The following is a 19,535-nucleotide window of genomic DNA, read 5'->3' as shown; positions in this document are numbered from 1 at the left end:
ATTCACAATTGTGGGTATTTCTTAGCGGAAGCTGAGAAATTTAAAATTGACTAATTGTAGTGGAGAACAGTGTTCTCCAGAAAAGCCAAATCATGCTAAAAATAAAAAATTTATAAATTTAATATAATTATTTATATAACTAATAATACTATAATACATAGAGCAATCATTAGTATTATTAGTTTTAAGAGGTGAATAATATGGAAGTTTATTTTGATAACAGTGCAACTACAGAACCTTACGAGGAAGTAATTGAAGAAGTAAGTAACACTATGAGAGAGTATTTTGCCAATCCATCTTCTGCTCATAGCTTAGGGTTTAAAGCGGAGCAAAAGCTTAGAAAATGCAGAGAGTTTATTGCTACTACAATTAAAGCTCATAGTGAAGAAATAATATTTACTTCTGGGGGAAGCGAAAGTAATAATTTTTTAATAAAAGGATTTTCTAAGGTAGGAACTCATATAATTACATCGAATATTGAACATCCTAGTGTATTAAATACTTTTAAGGCTCTAGAAAAAGAAGGTATAAAGGTAAGTTATATATCTTTAAAGGAAAATGGCCAAATAAATATAGATGAATTATTAGAGAATATAACTAAAGATACAGTACTTGTAAGCATAATGCATGTTAATAATGAAGTTGGAATAATTCAAGATATTGAAAAAATAGGAAATGCTATAAAAGAAAAGTCAACTAGAGTAAAATTTCACGTAGATGCAGTACAAAGTTACGGAAAAATACCTATAGATGTGGAAAAATGTAAAATTGACTTACTAAGCACTAGTGGACATAAATTACATGGACCTAGAGGAATAGGTTTTGCTTATATTAAAAAGGGATTAGTGGCAAATCCATTAATTTCTGGTGGAGGACAAGAGAGAAACTTCAGATCAGGAACGGAAAACTTACCAGCTATAGCTGGTTTCGCAATGGCAAGTAAAATAATGCATGAAAATTTACGAGAAAATTATGAAAAGGTATTAGAAGTTAAAAAATATTTTATTGAAAGATTAAAGGAAATAGAAGAAATCAAAGTTAATAGTAAAATAGAAGATAACTTTTTACCCCATATACTATCCGTTTCTTTTCCATCTATAAGAGGTGAGGTATTATTACATGCTCTGGAAGAAAAAAATATATATGTTTCAACAGGATCAGCTTGTTCTTCGAAAGCTGTAAAGACTTCTCAAGTATTAAATGCTTTTGGATTATCGCTAAAAGAGCAACAGGGAACTATAAGGTTTAGTTTCTGTGAGTATAATACTAAGGATGAAGTAGATTATGTTATTGAAGCTTTAAAAAGCAGTTTAAAGATTTTAAGGAGGATGAAAAGGTGAGAAAACTATTATTAGTTAAATATGCTTCAGAGATTTTTTTAAAAGGATTAAATAGAGGAAAATTTGAAAGAAGATTAAAGGATAATATTAAACATGTAATTGAAGACTTAAATTATGAATTTGTTGACGATACTGGTAGATGGTTCATATACTCTGAAGATTTAGAAGAAATTATAGAAAGAGTTAAAAAAGTTTTTGGTGTTATGGAAGTTTGTATAGTGGAAGAAACTACTGCTAATATGGAATCAATATCTAAGGTAGCATTAGAGGTTATGAAAAATGCTAAAGGCAGAACTTTTAAAGTTGACACTAATAGAGCTAATAAAGAATTTACACTAAACTCTATGGAAGTTAGTAGAGAAGTAGGAGCTTACATATTAGAAAATTTAGATGGAATTACTGTTGATGTAAAGAAACCTGAATTTTTATTAAATATAGAAATAAGAAAAAATGCTTATATTATCTCTAAAAAGATTAAAGCAGTAGGTGGACTTCCTTATGGAATTAATGGAAGTACTATGCTTATGTTATCTGGAGGGATAGATTCTCCTGTAGCAGGATATTTAATGGCACGTAGAGGTGTAGAACTTCATGCTGTTTATTATCATAGCCATCCTTATACAAGTGAAAGAGCTAAAGATAAGGTAAAGACTTTAGCAAACATATTAAAAAATTATACAGGTAAATTAAATCTATATGTGGTTCCTTTTACTGATATTCAATTAGAAATTATTGAAAAATGCAGAGAAGATGAATTAACCATAATAATGAGAAGATTTATGATGAGACTTGCGTGTAAATTAGCAGAGAAATATAATATTAATTCTGTAACCACTGGAGAAAGTGTTGGTCAGGTAGCTTCACAAACTATGGAGGCTTTGGTAGTAAGTGATAATTGCTCAGATAGACCAGTATTTAGACCATTAATTGCTATGGATAAAATAGATATTATGGATATTGCAAGAGACATAGATACCTATGAAACATCAATACTACCTTATGAAGATTGTTGTACAATTTTCGTACCTAAGCATCCTAAAACTAAACCTAGATTAGATGAAATTATAAAATCTGAATCTATACTTAACATAGATGAATTAGTAGAAAAAGCTATAGAAGGTATGGAAGTATATAGTTAATATAGAATTGACTATTGACAATGGACAATTATTGATACTTCTCTTTTATAAGAGAAGTTTTTAATAAATTTTGTAGCAGCGAACAGTGTTCGTCAATTTTTCACCTCTGGGGAACAGTAGTGAAGCCCCTGAGGTGCAGTATACTTCGGAACAATACCTAAAAGCTTCAATCAATATTAATGAAGATAATTAATGTAATTGAAATATCAGCTAATGTATTAAATATTGTTTGTTACCATACTGCATCCTAGAGGTCTAATTAAAAAACAGTTACATATTAAATTGGTGTAGCTGTTTTAATTTTACCTGAATTCTATAGTATTTTTATAGATGCAAGAGGTGAAAGTTAATACTGTGGAGATAATTCAAAAGTATATTTTAAGCTTTATATTACATTCATATATTAATTTTACCATTTACAAAAGTCTTGAGAAATATAAGATTTCTATATAAAATAAACTATAGGTACTTTGGGGAAAGGAATGAAAAGATTTATGAAGGATTATTTGCCGCTAATTTGTGGCACTTTTGCTTGCTTAATATGGATAAGATATTGTATTTATAAGTATAAAGAAAATAAGGATATAAAATATATAATAGTTATAGGCATACCAATTTGTGTAATTATAGGCTTAGTTCCTGCTGTAAGACAAAATAATGAATTAAGAAATTTAATGGTTTCATTAGTAGCTGTAGATTTTATAATACTTTTTGTTTTATATTTTGTAAAAGATTTAAGAAAAATTTTAAAGAGGCATATAAAATTTATAAAGATAAAAAAGAAAAATAAATAATAACTTAAAGATTAATAGTTGTTTTTATAAGTTATTTAACATTTTAGCTTAAAAAGCGTGACTTTTAGTCACGCTTTTCTATTCTATGTTTTTACCTGATGCTACTTATAGTTCTTTATCAGCTAAAGATTCTCTGAATTAGCATTCTTAAATATAAAACTTAATTTAGTTTCAGTAGTGATTATTGCTATAAATATAAATATACAGCCAACAATCATAGAGAAAGTAAATTTATCTCCAAATATCAATACTGAAAATAATGATCCAAATAAACATTCTAAAGAGAGTATTATAGCAGCATGAGTAGAACTTGTATATTTTTGAGCTATATTTTGAATTATAAAACAAAGTGTAGTACTGAATATAACCATATATGCTATAGGTATTATTAATTTTGTTTCGAACTGAGGTACAGGTTCAAAGAAAATTGCCATAATAAAAGATAATATTGCAGCTACACCAAATTGAATAATAGTTAATATTATAGGATCTGTTTTTTTAGTGTATAGACCAATGGTAATAATTTGTCCAGCAAAACCTATACCACATAATATTGTAAGTATGTCACCACCATTAAAATTTAAACCTCCTTGAAGAGTTAAAAAGGAAATACCAATTAAACATAAAATTGCGCCAATAACTGAAAATTTATCTGGCTTTAATTTAAATATAGCCCAATTTAAAAAAGGAACAAGTACTACGTAAGTTGCAGTTAAAAAAGCACTTTTACTAGCGGTAGTATAAACAATTCCTACAGTTTGAAGTGCAAATCCTAAAAATAAAAAAATTCCTATTATAGTTCCCATTTTAAAATCTGCTTTAGTTGCTTTTCTTAAATTTTTATTAAAAATTATTGCCATTATAAGAGTTGAGAGAAAAAATCTTATAGTCATTTGGTAAAAGGGTGGTATTAAATTTACAGAATCTTTTACGGCGATAAAGCCTCCACCCCATATGATTGCTACTAATAAAAGAGCTAAATCTGCTAATAAACTTTTGTTCTTCAAAGCTTTCATCAAATCACTTCCTTTTTAATATTTCACAGTAAAAAACGCCATAATCTAATACATAAATTTTTAGATTATGACGTTATACATTATATATTCTAGACTTTTTAATAAATTCCTTTGGAAACTTAGCAAAATATTTTAAATTTTAAGGTAATTAATTAGCTATTTCATCTAAAATTTCATAGGTAGGAAGGTTTTTAAATTTATCTTCATTAAATATTCTATTATAACAATAGGATATTATATCGCTTCTCTTAATTATACCAATAAAGATATTAGAATCATCTACAACAGGTACAAAATTTTGAGACTTAGCAACTAGTATTAGACTCTCTATGTCAGAATTTATTGACACTGCTTTATTTCGAACATTTCTTGGTATATCTTTAATTAACACCTTTTCAGTATCTTTTAAAGTTATATCAGGATCATTTTTAAATTTCCATAAAATATCTCCTTCTGTTAATGTACCAACATATCTGCCTTTTTCGTCTACTAAAGGGATAGCCGTATATCTATGGTATTCCATACGTTCCATAGCTCTTCTCATTGTTGAATTTACCTTTTCATGTATTACCTCACTTTTTGGAGTAAGAAAAAAAGCAACATTCATAGGATCATCCTCCAATTAATCTTATATTACTTATTTTTAATTTGTTCTTATATATACTATTATATCATTCTATATGTCAATATGGTTACAAAATGATTTAAATTAGAAGTATTTACTAATTTATACTAAGGCATTATAATTAGTTTTATAAGACTTTCATAAATAGTAGATATAAGTTATATTTAAAATATATATTACTAGACGAATATTAGATTATAATAACATTAGGCATCTTCAAAAAAATAATAGATCAGTATGGTTAGCCTATTTTATATCATACTGCATTGCCATAACCAGCTCATAGCGTCACTATGAGCAGAACCTGACGTCTTGTCTGATATGAGGCATATTCAAAAAAATAACTAGTTAGTATGCTCATCTATTTTGTATCATACTGCGTCGTCAGAACTCCATGATAGTTAAACTATCATGAAAACCTGTCTTCTTGTCTGATGCAAAATATATGCCCCATCTTTAACTAGATATTTTATTTCATATGTCTAAAATATGCTAACATCTTTGGTCTATTATTTTCTTTCAGATGCCTTAAGATTAAATTTTATTAGGAGGTTTTTAATAATGGAATTTATAGCAGAGGCATCTTTAATAGAAGCCATATCTTTAGGAGAAGTTGAAGCTGTAAGGACAGCGTTAATTGAGTATATAAGAAAAGATCCAGGAAATGTAGGAGAAATATTAAGAGCTAAAAAATACGCTGAGGAATTTATTGATGGCTTAATGGATGAACATAATAACGAAGAATTAAAACCTATTAGTGAATGGGATAAGGAGTATTTTTTAAAATCTCTAAGTAGTCTTATTGATAATTTTTCTGAAATAAGATTTCAACATATTTGTATGATAGGAGCATATCTTTATCCACAAAGTACTTCAAAGGATGCAATAATTATAAATAATTTGGAGCCAGTAGAAAAAATAAATAAAAAAGAAGTAGCTACAAAGGTAATTGCTACTGCTGTGGCATGTGTAGCAATTAGTAAAATTTTATTAAGAAATAAAAAATATAAATAAAGCATCTATAATATAGATGCTTTATTTATATTTAATTAGGTTTTAATGCATTTTTAATGGGGAAAATATATAATTAATAAAAGAGTTGTAGGAGGAGTACTAAGTGATACGAATAGTAAAAGATACATTTAATAAGTATTTGTTTCATACAAAAGCCTTTAATGATCTTAAGAATAATTTAAAAGCTTTTACTATATTGTTTTTAGTAACTGTGATGTTTTTTGGTGCAATTATACCTTGGTTTAATAGAAATAGAGTAAAAACTTTTTATAATTATAAAGCTATACACAGAGATATTAAAAAAAATGAGTCAAATGAACGGTTAAAATTACATGTTAGAAAACTTGGAGAAAGCTTTAGCTCGATAAAAGATATTTTTATTTTAGATAATGAAAACAATATTACATATAGCTATAGCAATTCTAATTTGTCCAAGGATGGAAAGTTTATATTAGATAAAAGCTTAAATGCTAATTATGAAGAAGACCAATACAATGATTATCTTCATAGAGGATTTTTATATAGTAGCAATAACCCTGAAATAATTTATGTGAAATCTTACATAGAAGATATGCTTTTTCTAGGGGGAGATTTTTATGAAGAAGAATTTCAGCAATTCTTGAAAAGCTCAGAAGATAAAGGTAATATAGAAACAAAAAATTTTAAGCAATTATATTTATTGCATGAGATTAATGATGAAGTCAACAATAGAAAGATTGCAATAATAACATTTACTGGTGATATGAATTTTGGAATGATAATATGGATTATAGCAGCTATATTTTGTGTTTTAGGTATAGTACTAGTTATATCTTTCTTTATAATATTAATTTTTGTAATTCAGTTATATAAAGAAAATAAAAATACATTTTTAAATAGAAAAAAACATTTAACCTAGGAGGGAGAAGTTATGAAGGAATATAAAATATTGATCGTTGAGGATGAAAAACAAATTGCTAGATTTGTTCAATTAGAATTGATGCATGAAGGTTATGAAGTTGAAACTGTTTATGATGGTAGAGAAGGTTTAGAAAAAATAAAAAATAATGAATATAACTTAGTTATATTAGATGTAATGCTTCCAAGTTTGAATGGCATGGAGGTTTGTAGACGAGTAAGAACTTTTAGTGATATACCAATTATAATGCTTACAGCTAAAGATAGTGTTATAGATAAAGTAACAGGGTTAGACATTGGAGCTGATGACTACATGACAAAGCCTTTTGCAATTGAGGAGTTATTGGCTAGAATTAGAGCTATAAAGAGAAAAAATAGTAGTAAGAATAATGAAAATAAAAATGAGATTATGGTTAATGACTTAGTTATGAATTTAAGTACTCATGAAGTTAAGCGAGAAGATCGACTAATCGAATTGACTAAAAGAGAATATGATCTTCTAGAATATTTAATGAAGAATGTAGACGTTGTATTGAATAGAGAACAATTATTGGAAGTTGTTTGGGGATACAATTATATGGGAGATACTAATGTAGTTGATGTATATATTAGATATTTAAGAAGCAAAATTGATGAAGATTTTGATGTGAAGTTAATTCATACCGTTAGAGGAGTAGGATATGTTATTAAAAAACACAAAAATATCGACTAAATTAACTATACTTTATACAATATTACTTCTTAGTGTATTAATTGCATTAAATAGTGCTATATATTTAGGAATAACTTTTTATACAGAACATCAGGTTAGTGCAGAATTAAATTATGTATCTAGAATTATAGAACAAAGAATTATCAGTCCTAGAGGTGTGTACAATTACTCAAATATTTTTGATGGTGCACCTTCTAAGGAAAAGTATTATTGTCGTATATTAGATGATAAAGGAAATGTAATCGCAACTGCAGATAACTTTAAGTATGATATTCCTTTAAATACAGACTCTAATAATACTGCTGATAAGACTGATTATAGATATGAGAAAGAGCGAAAGTATATATATGTAAACAATAAAGTGAAAACTAATAATAACACTGTATATATTCAAGTTGTTAAGGATATAGAATACGAAAAAATCTTCTTGGAAGTATTAAAAGCTTTTATGATAACAGCTTGTTTTGGAGGAATTATAATTTCAATAGCCCTTGGAAGTGTGGTTAGTAAAGGTATGTTAGAGCCTATTGATAAAATAACTAAGGCAGCACAAAGCATAAGTATTAATAACTTAAAAGAAAGAATAGAAGTTGCTCCTAAAGAAGATGAATTATCCAGGCTAGCATCAACTTTTAATAGTATGATTGATAGACTTCAAGGATCTTTTGAAAAACAAAATCAATTTGTATCTGATGCTTCTCATGAACTTAGAACACCTATTGCAGTTATAAAAGGATATGTAAATTTATTAGACCGATGGGGAAAAGATGATAAAGAAATTTTAGAGGAATCAATTGAAGCTATTAAAAAAGAAACAGAAAATATGACCGTATTATTAGAAAAATTATTGTTTTTAGCAAGAAATGATAGTAATACGCAAAAGATTAATAAAGAAAAATTTTATTTAAATGAATTAATTGATGAGGTAATAAAAGAAAGTAAATTTATTTCTGATAAACATAATATATATAGTAAAATAAATGATGAAATAATTATAGATGCTGATTATAAGATGATTAAGCAAGCTTTAAGAATTTTTGTGGACAATAGTATTAAATTCACTAAAGAAGATGGAGAAATAGTAATTAATTTAATAAGAGAAAATAATTTTGCAAAAATCGTTATAAGAGACACAGGTATTGGTATACCTAAAGAGGATTTATCTAAAATATTTGATAGGTTTTACATGGTAGATAAAGCTAGACATAGAGAAAAAGGTGGAAGTGGTCTAGGGCTTGCTATTGCAAAATTAATTATTGAAAATCATAGTGGCAAAATATATGCTAGTAGTGAAATTTCAAAAGGAACAACTATAACAGTGGTGTTACCAATTGAAAATAAATAAAGCAATAAAGCATTAGCTATTTTGTAGCAAGTGCTTTATTGCTTTATTTAATGTATACTAGCATGTTTGCTTAAAGAATTCATGTGCCTTTGATAATCTTTTAATATGGAATTTAAAAGTATATAACTGTTATGATCTATTGATTTACTTTCTTGAATTAGTCTACTTCCCATTATGTAACCTGTATTTGATGCATTATGAGCTTCTTCAATAATATCTTGAGAAGAATTAAGGGTGATATTATTTGTTATTTGGGAATAAAAATCTATAGTTTTACCAACAAATCCTGAACTATTAACAGGAACACCACCTAAGTCTTGAATTCTTTCCGATACTTTAAGCGCGTGTAATCTATAATCCTTTTGTATTTCTTGCAGTCGATTTTTTATATTATAATCATTACATTTCTGAATATATTGTTCAAAGGTATCAATGCCCATATAAATACCTTGAAGGAATTTATTCAATTCGTTAATACACTCTTTATTCAAAGAAAACACTCCTTTTACATATACTATGATTATTATGTATTTAAAAGTTATAATATATGTAATTTATATCAATTAAAATAAAGATATTCTAAATTTTAACGTTTTTTATATAATAAAAAGGTGTAATATGGCGAAAAGCTCTATGATTATCATAGAGCTTTTTAATAATAGAAATTATAAATTTTCTAAAAATAATTGCTATAATTTTACATGTTTAAAGAAGAGCTTTTTTCAGATTTTACATCTTCAGATTTAATTTTTTCAATAGTTATACCTGTATATCCATAGAAGATAGCAACTAACGGATTTATTAAGTTAAGAAAAGCAAAGGGGAGATAAGAGAGAGTAGGGACACCTAAAGTGGAACTCATAAATGCTCCACAGTTGCTCCAAGGTATTAAGCAAGAGGTCATAGTACCAGCATCTTCAAGAGTTCTTGAAAGGTTTTTAGGAGCAAGACCTCTTTTAGCATATTCATCTTTATACATTCTACCTGGAATACCTATTGATAAATATTGATCTCCAGAGATAAGATTTGTAAATATACAAGATACTACAGTTACTAATATTAATGAACCAGTGTTTACTGCCAATTTTAATAAGCTTTCAGCTAATAATCCTAAACAACCTGATTTCTCCATAATTCCACCAAAAGTCATAGCACACATGATTAAGGAGACGGTAGACATCATACTTTGAAGTCCGCCTCGATTTAAAAGCTCATCAACCATTTCAACGCCGCTATTTCCAACATATCCTAAATTCATAACATTTATAATATCCCCAAAAGAAGAACTTTGAAATAATATTGCGAATAATCCACCTAATATTGCACCAGCAATTAATCCAGGAATAGCAGGAATTTTTTTAACAACTAAAACTATAACAACTACTGGAGGAATTAAAAGTAATGGAGTTATATTAAAACTTCTTTGCAAGCCATCTAAAATAGTATTTATTTGAGTAACATCTAATTCTTTACCAGCATATTTTAATCCTAGTATTCCATAGAGTACTAAAGCTATAATCATACTTGGGCCTGTAGTATAAATCATATGCTTTATGTGATCAAATAGTTCAGAACCAGCCATAGCAGGAGCTAAGTTGGTAGTATCAGAAAGAGGGGACATCTTATCACCAAAGTAGGCGCCAGATATAACAGCACCAGCAACTAAAGGAGTTGAAAAACCAAGACCTTGACCAATTCCTAGTATTGCAATACCTACAGTTCCAACAGTGGTCCAAGAACTACCAGTAGCAAGTGAAACGATTGAACACATTATACAAGTTGCTAATAAAAATATACCTGGAGATATAATTTTAAGACCATAATATATCATAGTGGGCACTGTGCCGCTAAGTATCCAAGAACCAATAATAATTCCTATTATCATTAAAATAATTATTGCCTGCATAGACATTTGAATAGAGCTTATAAATCCCTTCTCTAAATCTTGCCATTTAAATCCTAACCTAAGTGCAACTAAGGAAGCAATTATTGAGCCTATAACTAAAGGGATATGGGCACTTGCTTCATAAAATATAATACCAACACATAGGCAGATTGCTAGAATAATAATGGGCAGTAATGCTTCTAAGAGTTTTGGCTTTCTTATTTCATTACTCATGTTAATCCTCCTATTTCAATATATTGTTAATATATTACATTATATACAAAAAGTTTTCAACAAAGATTAAGAGTAATTAAAAATAACTATTAATAATTTGTTACCTAAATATATAAAATTTTTTCAGTAGTTATATTAAAAAGTTGGATTTTAGAAAAAATATTTAAAAGATAAATATAAAAAGTGAACTTTATGGGGAAATTTTTAAAAAAAATTATATATTTTATAAGAAAAAGATTTAAAAATAAAAGAAGTTATTCTAAATGTAAAAATGACATGATAATCATGAACCCTATGATTAACATAGAGTTCTTTAGATTTTAGTAATTATATAAATATTTAAAGGAGATTGGGTATAAGATTTTTTAGAATAGATTTTATTATAATGTATTTTAATTTTCAAATTGTATTTATATATTTAAAGAAGATCTTTTTTCAGGGTTTGCATTTTCAGGCTTAATTTTTTCAATAGTTATACCTGTGTATCCATAGATAATAGCAACGATTGGATTTATTAAGTTAAGAAAAGCATAAGACATATAAGCAAATGGGTGTACACCTAAAGTACTGCTCATAAATGCTCCACAGGTATTCCAAGGAACAAAGCAAGAGGTCATAGTACCAGCATCTTCAAGAGTTCTTGAAAGATTTTTGGCAGCAAGGCCTCGTTTTGCATATTCATCCTTATACATTCTACCTGGAATAACTATTGCTAAATATTGATCTCCAGCAATAATGTTAGTAAATATACAAGATACTATAGTTACTAGTATTAAAGAACCGGTGTTTACTGCTAATTTTAATAAACTTTCAGCAAGTAATCCGAGGCAACCTGACTTTTCCATAATTCCACCAAAAATCATAGCACACATAATTAAGGATACAGTGGGCATCATACTTTGAAGCCCGCCTCGATTTAAAAGTTCATCAACCATTTCAACACCACTATTTCCAATATATCCTGAATTCATAACATTTATAGCATCGCCAAAAGAAGAACTTTGGAATAGCATTGCAAACAATCCACCTAATATTGCACCAGCAATTAATCCAGGAATAGCAGGGATTTTTTTAACAACTAAAACTATAACAACTATTGGAGGAATTAAAAGCCATGGAGTTATATTGAAATTTGTTTGAAGACCACTTAATATAGTGTTAATTTGAGTTATATCTAATTCTTTACCAGAATATCTTAGTCCTAATATTCCATAGATTACTAAAGCTATAATCATACTTGGCGCCGTAGTATAAATCATGTGTTTTATATGCTCAAATAGTTCAGAACCAGCCATAGCAGGTGCCAAATTTGTAGTATCAGAAAGAGGTGACATTTTATCTCCAAAGTATGCGCCAGATATAATAGCACCAGCAATCATAGGAGTTGGAATACCAAGACCTTGACCAATTCCTAGTAGTGCAATACCAACAGTTCCAGCAGTAGTCCAAGAACTACCTGTAGCTAGAGAAACTATTGAGCACATAATACAGGAGGCAACTAAAAATATACTAGGAGAAATGATCTTAAGTCCGTAATATATCATAGTAGGAACTGTTCCACTAAGAATCCAAGAACCAATAATAATTCCAATTATCATCAAAATAATTATTGCCTGCATGGACATTTGAATAGAATTTATAAATGCTTCTTCTAAGTCTTTCCATTTAAATCCTAATCTAAGTGCAATGAAAGACGCAATTATTGAACCGATAATTAAAGGTATATGAGCACTTGATTCATATAATATTATTCCAACAGAGAGGCATACTGCTAAAAAAATAATTGGTAATAATGCTTCAAAAAGTTTAGGTTTTCTTATTTCATTACTCATGTTAATCCTCCTCTTTCAATATGTTGTTAATATTTTACCTTATAAATAGCAAGTTTTCAATTAAATTTAAGAATAATTAAAAAATTAACTATTAATAATTTATTACAATCATTTAATGCAAAAAAATAAGTAATATACATAAAAATTCATATTATACGGTATAATTATTTAATAAGTAGCTTTATAGTGCAAAAAATTCAAATTGATATTATATTTATAGATGATTTTTTGAATTCTTATATTAAAATTTAATATTTTTATTATAAAAAGTATTGAATAATAAAATAAAAAAAATTGCAATTATAAAAAACCAATATTACTAGAAAAAATGTTAAACAAATAACAAAATATCATAAAATATTATTAAAAAAACCTTTGAAATATTCAAAGGTTTTTACACAAAAAAAAATGTTAATAATTGTTTTGTTAAATTTTAGTTTTATTTATTAAATTTCAGCAATATATTATAAAGCTATTCTTAATTTAGGGAATAAAAAGTATACTTAACCTTAGTTGTAATAATTTTAAGATTAGAATAAATATTATTAAAATAATATTATAAATAAAAATATATCCATAATTTTTAACAGTTATAGTAAAATCAAAACTACTATAATAGTGATTTCCTCTATAGCATCTAGAGTTTAAGCCTTCTTTTATTTCATCCCATCTTTTCATGGTATTAAAGAATAATAAACCTAGCATTTTCCCTGTATTTATAACTTTTAATTTAAAGGTTGTAAAACCACTTCTAGATTTTATAGCATTGTATAGTAATCTTGCTTCATCATCGATCAATAATATGTATCTTTCCATATTTTTAGCTATATCACAAACTTCTCTAAGACTCTTACTTTTGGAGAATAGATATAAAATATGGTCTAATGGTGTAGTTAAAGAGAGATATGCAATGCAAAGTCCACCAGAAAAACTTTTTAATAATATTAATAAAATATAACTTAAATCGTAAGTAAATATAAAAGTAATTGATGATAATAAAGCAAATATAAAGGCACCAAAAGAAAATTTTGAAACCATATTTATTGGATTATTGACCTTTATATGAAGAAGAATAAAGATTATTATGTTTAATATAATTGGTATTATTGTATTGGAAAACCCTAAGATAATAATGGGAAAAATACATAGGCATAACTTTTCTAAAGGATGCCTATGTATTTGACTACTTATTTTAGAATAAGCTATTATCGTTTTGAGCACGAAGTCTTTTTACCTATATAGAAGCCTACAAATCCTGCACCTATTGCTGCTTGAAGAGAGAACAGTAAACTTTCTATTTCAGAAGAAGGTGGTTCCCAAATACTACTAAACCAAGGTTCATAATCTTTATTTATTTCTGAAATTACTTCTTCCATTTGATCATCTCCGCCTACAAACTCACTAGTAGAACCATAGTAGGCAAGGGGAGCGATTACAAGAAAAATACAAATCAATACAAGTACAATATTTTTTCTTTTCATTTATACCATCTCCTCCAAAGCTAGTAGTTCATTCTTAGAATGTTTCTCAATAAATTCAAATATTAATACAGTAATAATACCTTCAATTATAGCTAATGGTAATTGAGTTATTGCAAATATTGAAATGAATTTTGTGAAAGCATTTATAAAATTTCCTCCAGAGTGAGCAAGTCCCATCTGTACTGAAGTAATAACATAAGTAGATAAGTCACCTAAAACTGCTGCTAAAAAAATAGCTATTTTTTTATTTTTATTTTTTAATAATTTATATGTTAAGAATGCAACTATTGGCCCAATAATACCCATAGAAAATACATTTGCACCTAATGTTGTTAAACCACCATGAGCTAATAATAGAGCTTGAAACAGTAGTACTAGAGATGCTATTACTGTCATTGCAAAAGGTCCAAATAAAATTGCTCCAAGGGCAGTACCAGTAGCATGTGAACTACTTCCAGATACAGAAGGTAGTTTTAATGCAGATAAAACAAAGCAAAAGGCAGCGGTAAGTGCTAGAAGCATCTTTAAATCTTTATTATTATATGTTCTTTTATTAATTGCTCTAACTCCTAAGAAGAAGAATGGTGCGGATAAAGCAAAGTAAACTATACACCAAAATGGACTTAGGAATCCTTCTGCAATATGCATTGCAAAAGCGCTATAAGGCATAACTATTGAAAGTATTAAACCTAACAATAAAATATTTCTTTTTTTCATATTAAACCCTCCATCTTTTATAATAGCAATGCTTTAAAGATATTAGTTAAAATTTAATCTTAGTAAAAGATAAATATAATTACTTTAGTATATAATTATAAAATTAATAAGTTTTAAAGCATTGCTACAAATTGTAATAAAATAGATTAAAGGCCTTTAAAAATCTATATAAATCAATAGTTGATCAGACTATTGATTGGAATCAAAGTTTTTGAAAACATCTAAGAATTTGTCTATGTTTTCTTCAGTATGAGCTACTGATAAGAATAATGCCTCAAACTGAGATGGGGCAATATAGATACCATTTTTGAGCATATGCATATAAAATTTTGAAAATAATTTTGTATCGCAAGTTTTAGCATCTTCATAGTTCTTTACTTCTTTTAAATTTGTAAAGAATATAGTCATCATAGCTCCACATCTATTTATAGTTATAGGAATATTTTTTTCACTAGCTATTTTAATCATTCCATCCTGAAGTTTTTTACCTAACTTTTCAAGATGTTCATAGTATTCTGGATGAGAATGTAGTTTTTGAACAGTTGCAAGTCCTGCAGCCATAACTATAGGATTTCCAGACATAGTTCCTGCTTGATAAACAGGTCCCATAGGTGAAAGTTTTTCCATTATTTCTCTTTTGCCACCATAGGCGCCACAAGGAAGCCCACCACCCATTATTTTAGCGTAGGTAACTATATCAGGAGTTACATCATAAAGACTTTGAGCTCCTTTATAAGCAACCCTAAAGCCACACATTACTTCATCAAATATTAATAAAGCACCATATTTTCTACATAGTGACTCCAATTCTTTCATAAATTCTTTAGTAGCTTTTATTACACCCATATTACCAGCGATAGGTTCTATAATAACACCAGCTATATCATCACCGTATTTTTCAAAGATAATTTTTATGCTGTCAATATCGTTGTAAGAAGCTATTAATGTATTTTTTATACTTTCTTGAGGTACACCAGCGCTACCAGGAATACCTTCTGTCATTACTCCTGAACCAGCACTTACTAAAAATCCATCAAAATGTCCATGATAACATCCAGCAAATTTTATAATTTTATTTTTATTAGTGTATCCTCTTGCTAGTTTTACTGCACTCATAGTAGCTTCTGTACCAGAGTTAACCATTCTTATTAAATCTATATTATCTAAAGTTTCACATAGATGTTTTGCAAGTTGTAATTCTAAGTTTGTTGGTGCGCCAAAGGCTATAGATTCTTCACAAGTTTCTTTTATTGCATCAATAACATCAGTGTCATTATGGCCTAGTATCATAGGACCCCAAGCACCAATGAAATCAATATACTTGTTTCCATCTTCATCGAATATGTATACACCATCACCTTTTTTTATCACAGGAGGTGTTATACCCATATCTTTTAAAGCTCTAACAGGACTATTAACTCCACCTGGTATGTATTTTTTTGATTCTTCAAAAATTTTAAAACTTCTTTCTGAATTCATTTTCTTCCTCCTTATTTAATTTATATCACAAAAGATTTTTTGTATTAATTTTAATGTTTCATCTCCATTACCTTTTAAAGTTTCCTCTTTTAAAACTTCAATAGCTCTATTTACATAAGCATTACTAGTACTTTTAATTAAAGTTTCAACTAATTTATCATTATCTTTTGTGTATTTTTTTTGAGTATAGGTTTTAAACCTGTTTTTATAAATGGAATTACCTTTATTTATCATATTAATGATATGAGGAGATAAGCTCCTAAGAGTTCTCCATTCATTATATTCTTCTATATACTTTTCAATTATATATTGGTGATTATCCATTATAACTTTTCTTAATTTTTTATTTTCCTCATCAATTATATGAACTTTATCTATATCATATACTGTGACATTTTTAAGTAGTTCTACATTTTTTTCAACATCCTTAGGAACTGCCAAATCAAATATTAATAATTCTTTATCACTTGGAATTTCATCTTTGGTTATAATAGCCTTAGGTGATGAAGTACAGCTTATTATGGTATCAACTAAATCATAATACTGATTTCTACATTCCATAGAAATTATTTTTACTTTATCATTATAGGTTAATAATTCATCTTTTTTAATCTTTTCTACATTTCTTCCTACAATGTATATATTATCGAAATTATTATCATTTCCTATTAATGTTTTATAGCAAAGTTTTCCCATTACCCCAAAGCCTATAATCATATAATTTCTTTTATTTCTCTTTATAGCTTCTTTCACAGCAATTGAAGATGCAGAAACAGGAATTTTATATAGAGTTGTAGCAGTTTTAAATTCCTTACCGCAAGCTATAGCATTAGTAAAAAGCCTTTCTAAAATGCCCTTTAAACTATTTGCTTTAACAGCAGCAAAATAAGCATCTTTAACTTGACCTAATATTTGATCTTCACCTAGAATTTTAGAATGAAAGCCACAACATAACTCCATTAAGTGTTTTATAGCAGCTTCACTTGTTGAGTGGAATATATATTTTTTATTATCTATATCCCAATTTAATATTGTAAAAATATTATTTATAATGTTTTCATCTACATTTTCAGAGGTAAAATAAACTTCTGTTCTATTACAGGTAGAAAGTATAACTACTTCATCGCAAATTCCTCTTAATTTTAATAAGCTTTCTTCTAATACATTGCTAGCAATGCTAAAGCAACTTCTTGTTTCTATATCAACTTCTCTATTTAGCCCTATTAGTTGAATCATCCATTAATCATCTCCTAGCTTATGTACCTTTACCTAGTATATTTACACAAATATTACGCAAATAAAAAAACTCACAATAAGTGAGCTTACATACTAAATCCTAATAGGTTACTTAAGTATCAACGCCACTTTCCTTCCCACCGAAGGCACAGCAAGTTGTTTATGGCAGGTCTCCTGACTTACGCATCAATCTCCTCTCACCTTCCCAAGCATAAGCTCAGTGGTCGAGATTCGTCTTCGTTACAGTAGCGGGGGCTGTAGTGGATTTTCACCACTTTCCCTATTATACTAATAATAGTACCATAAACTTAACATATTTCGTTGAGTCTAGTATATCATAAATACATTAGATTTTAAAGAATTTATTTTTAAAAAAGTCTAATTATTTAATTTTATCTTTAAATTATTGGTGTATATAAAGCTATAGATAACTTTTCTAATAAAGTTTTTAATTTGCGATTAAGCCAATTTCTTTAAAGATTTAGTAAAACTATTATTTTCTCAATTAGCATATTTTATAGATGTACTACTCCTAATTTTAATCTATCTCTGAGAATAATTAACACTTATTGGTATTGGAATTAAAACTACTAAATTCAAAATTCACAGTTCACAATTCACAATTTCGGATATTTCTCAGTGGTAACTGAGAAATTTAGAATTGATTAACTGTAGCGACGAACAGTGTTCGCCATATATTATTGAATAAATATTAAACTATAAGACGTATTAAAAAGAACTGACGAACACCGTTCACATCTACAATAAAACACTAGCAATTGTATTGCTAGTTAAAAAATCCATTAAAGAAATTATTTTAATCAAAAATAATTTCCACCTTAATTGTGCATTTTGCATTGTGAATTGTGAATTAAAATGTCATAGAGATATACATTAAATTTTAAGGTAGTTTATCTATAGAGTAATTTTAGAGGGATTTTTCATATATAGTTGAATAAATTTTAATAAAAGAATTTTAAGGAGAAAATAATTATGAAAACTTTAAAAAAGATAGTGGTAGTTACTTTACTTATGTTAATTTTCTTATACTTGGAAAATAATTCGATTGTTAAAAGTTATATAGAAATTGAACATAGTAAAATGGAAAATAATAATAAAATTAAAATAATACATTTATCTGATTTGCATTGTAAGAGCTTTGGTGAAAATCAAAAATATATTATAAATAAAATTAAAAAAGAGAAGCCGGATATTATAGCATTTACAGGTGATTTAATAGATAGTAGAAGATATGATGAAATACCTAGCTTAGAATTAATGAAAGAATTAGTTAAGATTTCACCAGTTTATTATGTAACTGGAAACCACGAATGGAGATACGGTAATGTAGATTATTTACAAAATAAATTAGAAGCTTTAGGAGTAAAGGTTTTAAGAAATAATAAGGAGCTAATAAAGATAAATAATCAAAGTATAGAAATTATAGGAATAGAAGATCCGTTAAGTAGTTATGGACAAGATAATGAAGCCAATATTGTAGAAAATTATCTTATGCATTTAATAAAAGAAGATAAGAATTTTAAACTGCTTTTAAGTCATAGACCAGAAAAATTTAATATATACAGTAGTTTAAATATAGATTTAACTTTAACTGGTCATGCTCATGGAGGACAAATTAGACTCCCGATAGTAGGCGGATTATTTGCTCCAATGCAAGGAATATTGCCTAAATATACTAAAGGACTTTATAAAGAAAAGGATTCTTATATGATAGTAAATAGAGGGTTAGGTAATAGTTTATTTCCTCAACGCATATTTAATAGACCAG

The 19,535-nt window shown here is 27.5% G+C and carries 18 protein-coding genes and 1 riboswitch; of the genes, 8 read left to right on the top strand and 10 right to left on the bottom strand.

Going from position 1 to position 19,535, the window contains the following annotated elements; genetic code table 11:
- Window positions 1-200 precede the first annotated feature (200 nt).
- From ACY1IQ_RS15030 to ACY1IQ_RS15020, 3 genes are all read left to right on the top strand, one after another.
- Complete coding sequence (locus ACY1IQ_RS15030) at window positions 201-1,340, top strand: cysteine desulfurase family protein (RefSeq protein WP_461614724.1); 1,140 nt, start codon at window positions 201-203, stop codon at window positions 1,338-1,340.
- A complete protein-coding gene (thiI, locus tag ACY1IQ_RS15025; protein WP_461614723.1) occupies window positions 1,337-2,479 on the top strand; it encodes a tRNA uracil 4-sulfurtransferase ThiI in 1,143 nt (380 codons plus the stop codon). The genes ACY1IQ_RS15030 and thiI overlap by 4 nt, the downstream gene beginning before the upstream one ends.
- A gap of 482 nt (window positions 2,480-2,961) precedes the next feature.
- Window positions 2,962-3,273, top strand: coding sequence for a hypothetical protein (locus tag ACY1IQ_RS15020; RefSeq protein WP_461614722.1), 312 nt, complete (start codon window positions 2,962-2,964; stop codon window positions 3,271-3,273).
- Between the two features lie 122 nt (window positions 3,274-3,395).
- On the opposite strand, the gene ACY1IQ_RS15015 is transcribed toward ACY1IQ_RS15020, so the two are convergent.
- Entirely contained in the window at window positions 3,396-4,289 is an 894-nt protein-coding gene (locus ACY1IQ_RS15015) for a DMT family transporter (protein ID WP_461614721.1), read from the bottom strand.
- A gap of 148 nt (window positions 4,290-4,437) precedes the next feature.
- Window positions 4,438-4,896 (bottom strand): CBS domain-containing protein, encoded by a 459-nt coding sequence (locus tag ACY1IQ_RS15010; RefSeq protein ID WP_461614720.1) that lies wholly within the window; start codon window positions 4,894-4,896, stop codon window positions 4,438-4,440.
- 579 nt (window positions 4,897-5,475) lie between these two features.
- On the opposite strand from ACY1IQ_RS15010, the gene ACY1IQ_RS15005 reads away from it, so the two are divergent.
- The 4 genes from ACY1IQ_RS15005 to ACY1IQ_RS14990 all read left to right on the top strand — a co-directional run bounded on the left by ACY1IQ_RS15005 (window position 5,476) and on the right by ACY1IQ_RS14990 (window position 8,882).
- Window positions 5,476-5,928: a hypothetical protein gene (locus tag ACY1IQ_RS15005; RefSeq protein ID WP_461614719.1), complete on the top strand. Its 453-nt coding sequence runs from the start codon at window positions 5,476-5,478 to the stop codon at window positions 5,926-5,928.
- Window positions 5,929-6,031: 103 nt separating this feature from the next.
- Window positions 6,032-6,826, top strand: coding sequence for a hypothetical protein (locus ACY1IQ_RS15000; protein ID WP_461614718.1), 795 nt, complete (start codon window positions 6,032-6,034; stop codon window positions 6,824-6,826).
- A gap of 12 nt (window positions 6,827-6,838) precedes the next feature.
- Complete coding sequence (locus tag ACY1IQ_RS14995; RefSeq protein ID WP_461614717.1) at window positions 6,839-7,537, top strand: response regulator transcription factor; 699 nt, start codon at window positions 6,839-6,841, stop codon at window positions 7,535-7,537.
- Window positions 7,506-8,882 carry a sensor histidine kinase gene (locus ACY1IQ_RS14990; protein WP_461614716.1) on the top strand — a complete coding sequence of 459 codons (1,377 nt, stop codon included), beginning with the start codon at window positions 7,506-7,508 and terminating at the stop codon, window positions 8,880-8,882. Before ACY1IQ_RS14995 ends, ACY1IQ_RS14990 begins: the two co-directional genes overlap by 32 nt.
- A 47-nt stretch (window positions 8,883-8,929) precedes the next feature.
- On the opposite strand, the gene ACY1IQ_RS14985 is transcribed toward ACY1IQ_RS14990, so the two are convergent.
- The 8 genes from ACY1IQ_RS14985 to hemA all read right to left on the bottom strand — a co-directional run bounded on the left by ACY1IQ_RS14985 (window position 8,930) and on the right by hemA (window position 17,746).
- Complete coding sequence (locus ACY1IQ_RS14985; RefSeq protein ID WP_461614715.1) at window positions 8,930-9,373, bottom strand: DUF2383 domain-containing protein; 444 nt, start codon at window positions 9,371-9,373, stop codon at window positions 8,930-8,932.
- A 206-nt stretch (window positions 9,374-9,579) separates the two neighbouring features.
- Complete coding sequence (gene nhaC, locus ACY1IQ_RS14980) at window positions 9,580-11,001, bottom strand: Na+/H+ antiporter NhaC (protein WP_461614714.1); 1,422 nt, start codon at window positions 10,999-11,001, stop codon at window positions 9,580-9,582.
- A 410-nt stretch (window positions 11,002-11,411) separates the two neighbouring features.
- Window positions 11,412-12,833, bottom strand: a complete 1,422-nt coding sequence (nhaC, locus tag ACY1IQ_RS14975; RefSeq protein ID WP_461614713.1) for a Na+/H+ antiporter NhaC — start codon at window positions 12,831-12,833, stop codon at window positions 11,412-11,414.
- Between the two features lie 483 nt (window positions 12,834-13,316).
- Entirely contained in the window at window positions 13,317-14,054 is a 738-nt protein-coding gene (locus tag ACY1IQ_RS14970) for a CbiQ family ECF transporter T component (protein WP_461614712.1), read from the bottom strand.
- Window positions 14,039-14,314 carry an energy-coupling factor ABC transporter substrate-binding protein gene (locus tag ACY1IQ_RS14965; RefSeq protein ID WP_461614711.1) on the bottom strand — a complete coding sequence of 92 codons (276 nt, stop codon included), beginning with the start codon at window positions 14,312-14,314 and terminating at the stop codon, window positions 14,039-14,041. Before ACY1IQ_RS14965 ends, ACY1IQ_RS14970 begins: the two co-directional genes overlap by 16 nt.
- Entirely contained in the window at window positions 14,315-15,031 is a 717-nt protein-coding gene (locus tag ACY1IQ_RS14960; protein ID WP_461614710.1) for an energy-coupling factor ABC transporter permease, read from the bottom strand.
- 189 nt (window positions 15,032-15,220) lie between these two features.
- On the bottom strand, window positions 15,221-16,510 hold the full coding sequence (gene hemL / locus ACY1IQ_RS14955; protein ID WP_461614709.1) for a glutamate-1-semialdehyde 2,1-aminomutase: 1,290 nt from the start codon (window positions 16,508-16,510) through the stop codon (window positions 15,221-15,223).
- 15 nt (window positions 16,511-16,525) lie between these two features.
- Entirely contained in the window at window positions 16,526-17,746 is a 1,221-nt protein-coding gene (gene hemA / locus ACY1IQ_RS14950) for a glutamyl-tRNA reductase (protein WP_461614708.1), read from the bottom strand.
- A 147-nt stretch (window positions 17,747-17,893) separates the two neighbouring features.
- Window positions 17,894-18,066: riboswitch (cobalamin riboswitch) on the bottom strand.
- A gap of 673 nt (window positions 18,067-18,739) precedes the next feature.
- On the opposite strand from hemA, the gene ACY1IQ_RS14945 reads away from it, so the two are divergent.
- Window positions 18,740-19,535 (top strand): metallophosphoesterase (locus tag ACY1IQ_RS14945; protein ID WP_461614707.1); only part of this gene is annotated, 796 nt, incomplete at its 3' end.

The sequence above is a fragment of the Clostridium sp. Marseille-QA1073 genome (assembly GCF_054863625.1).
The sequence above is the reverse complement of the archived record's forward strand: the minus strand, read 5'-3'. Positions and strand labels throughout refer to the sequence as shown.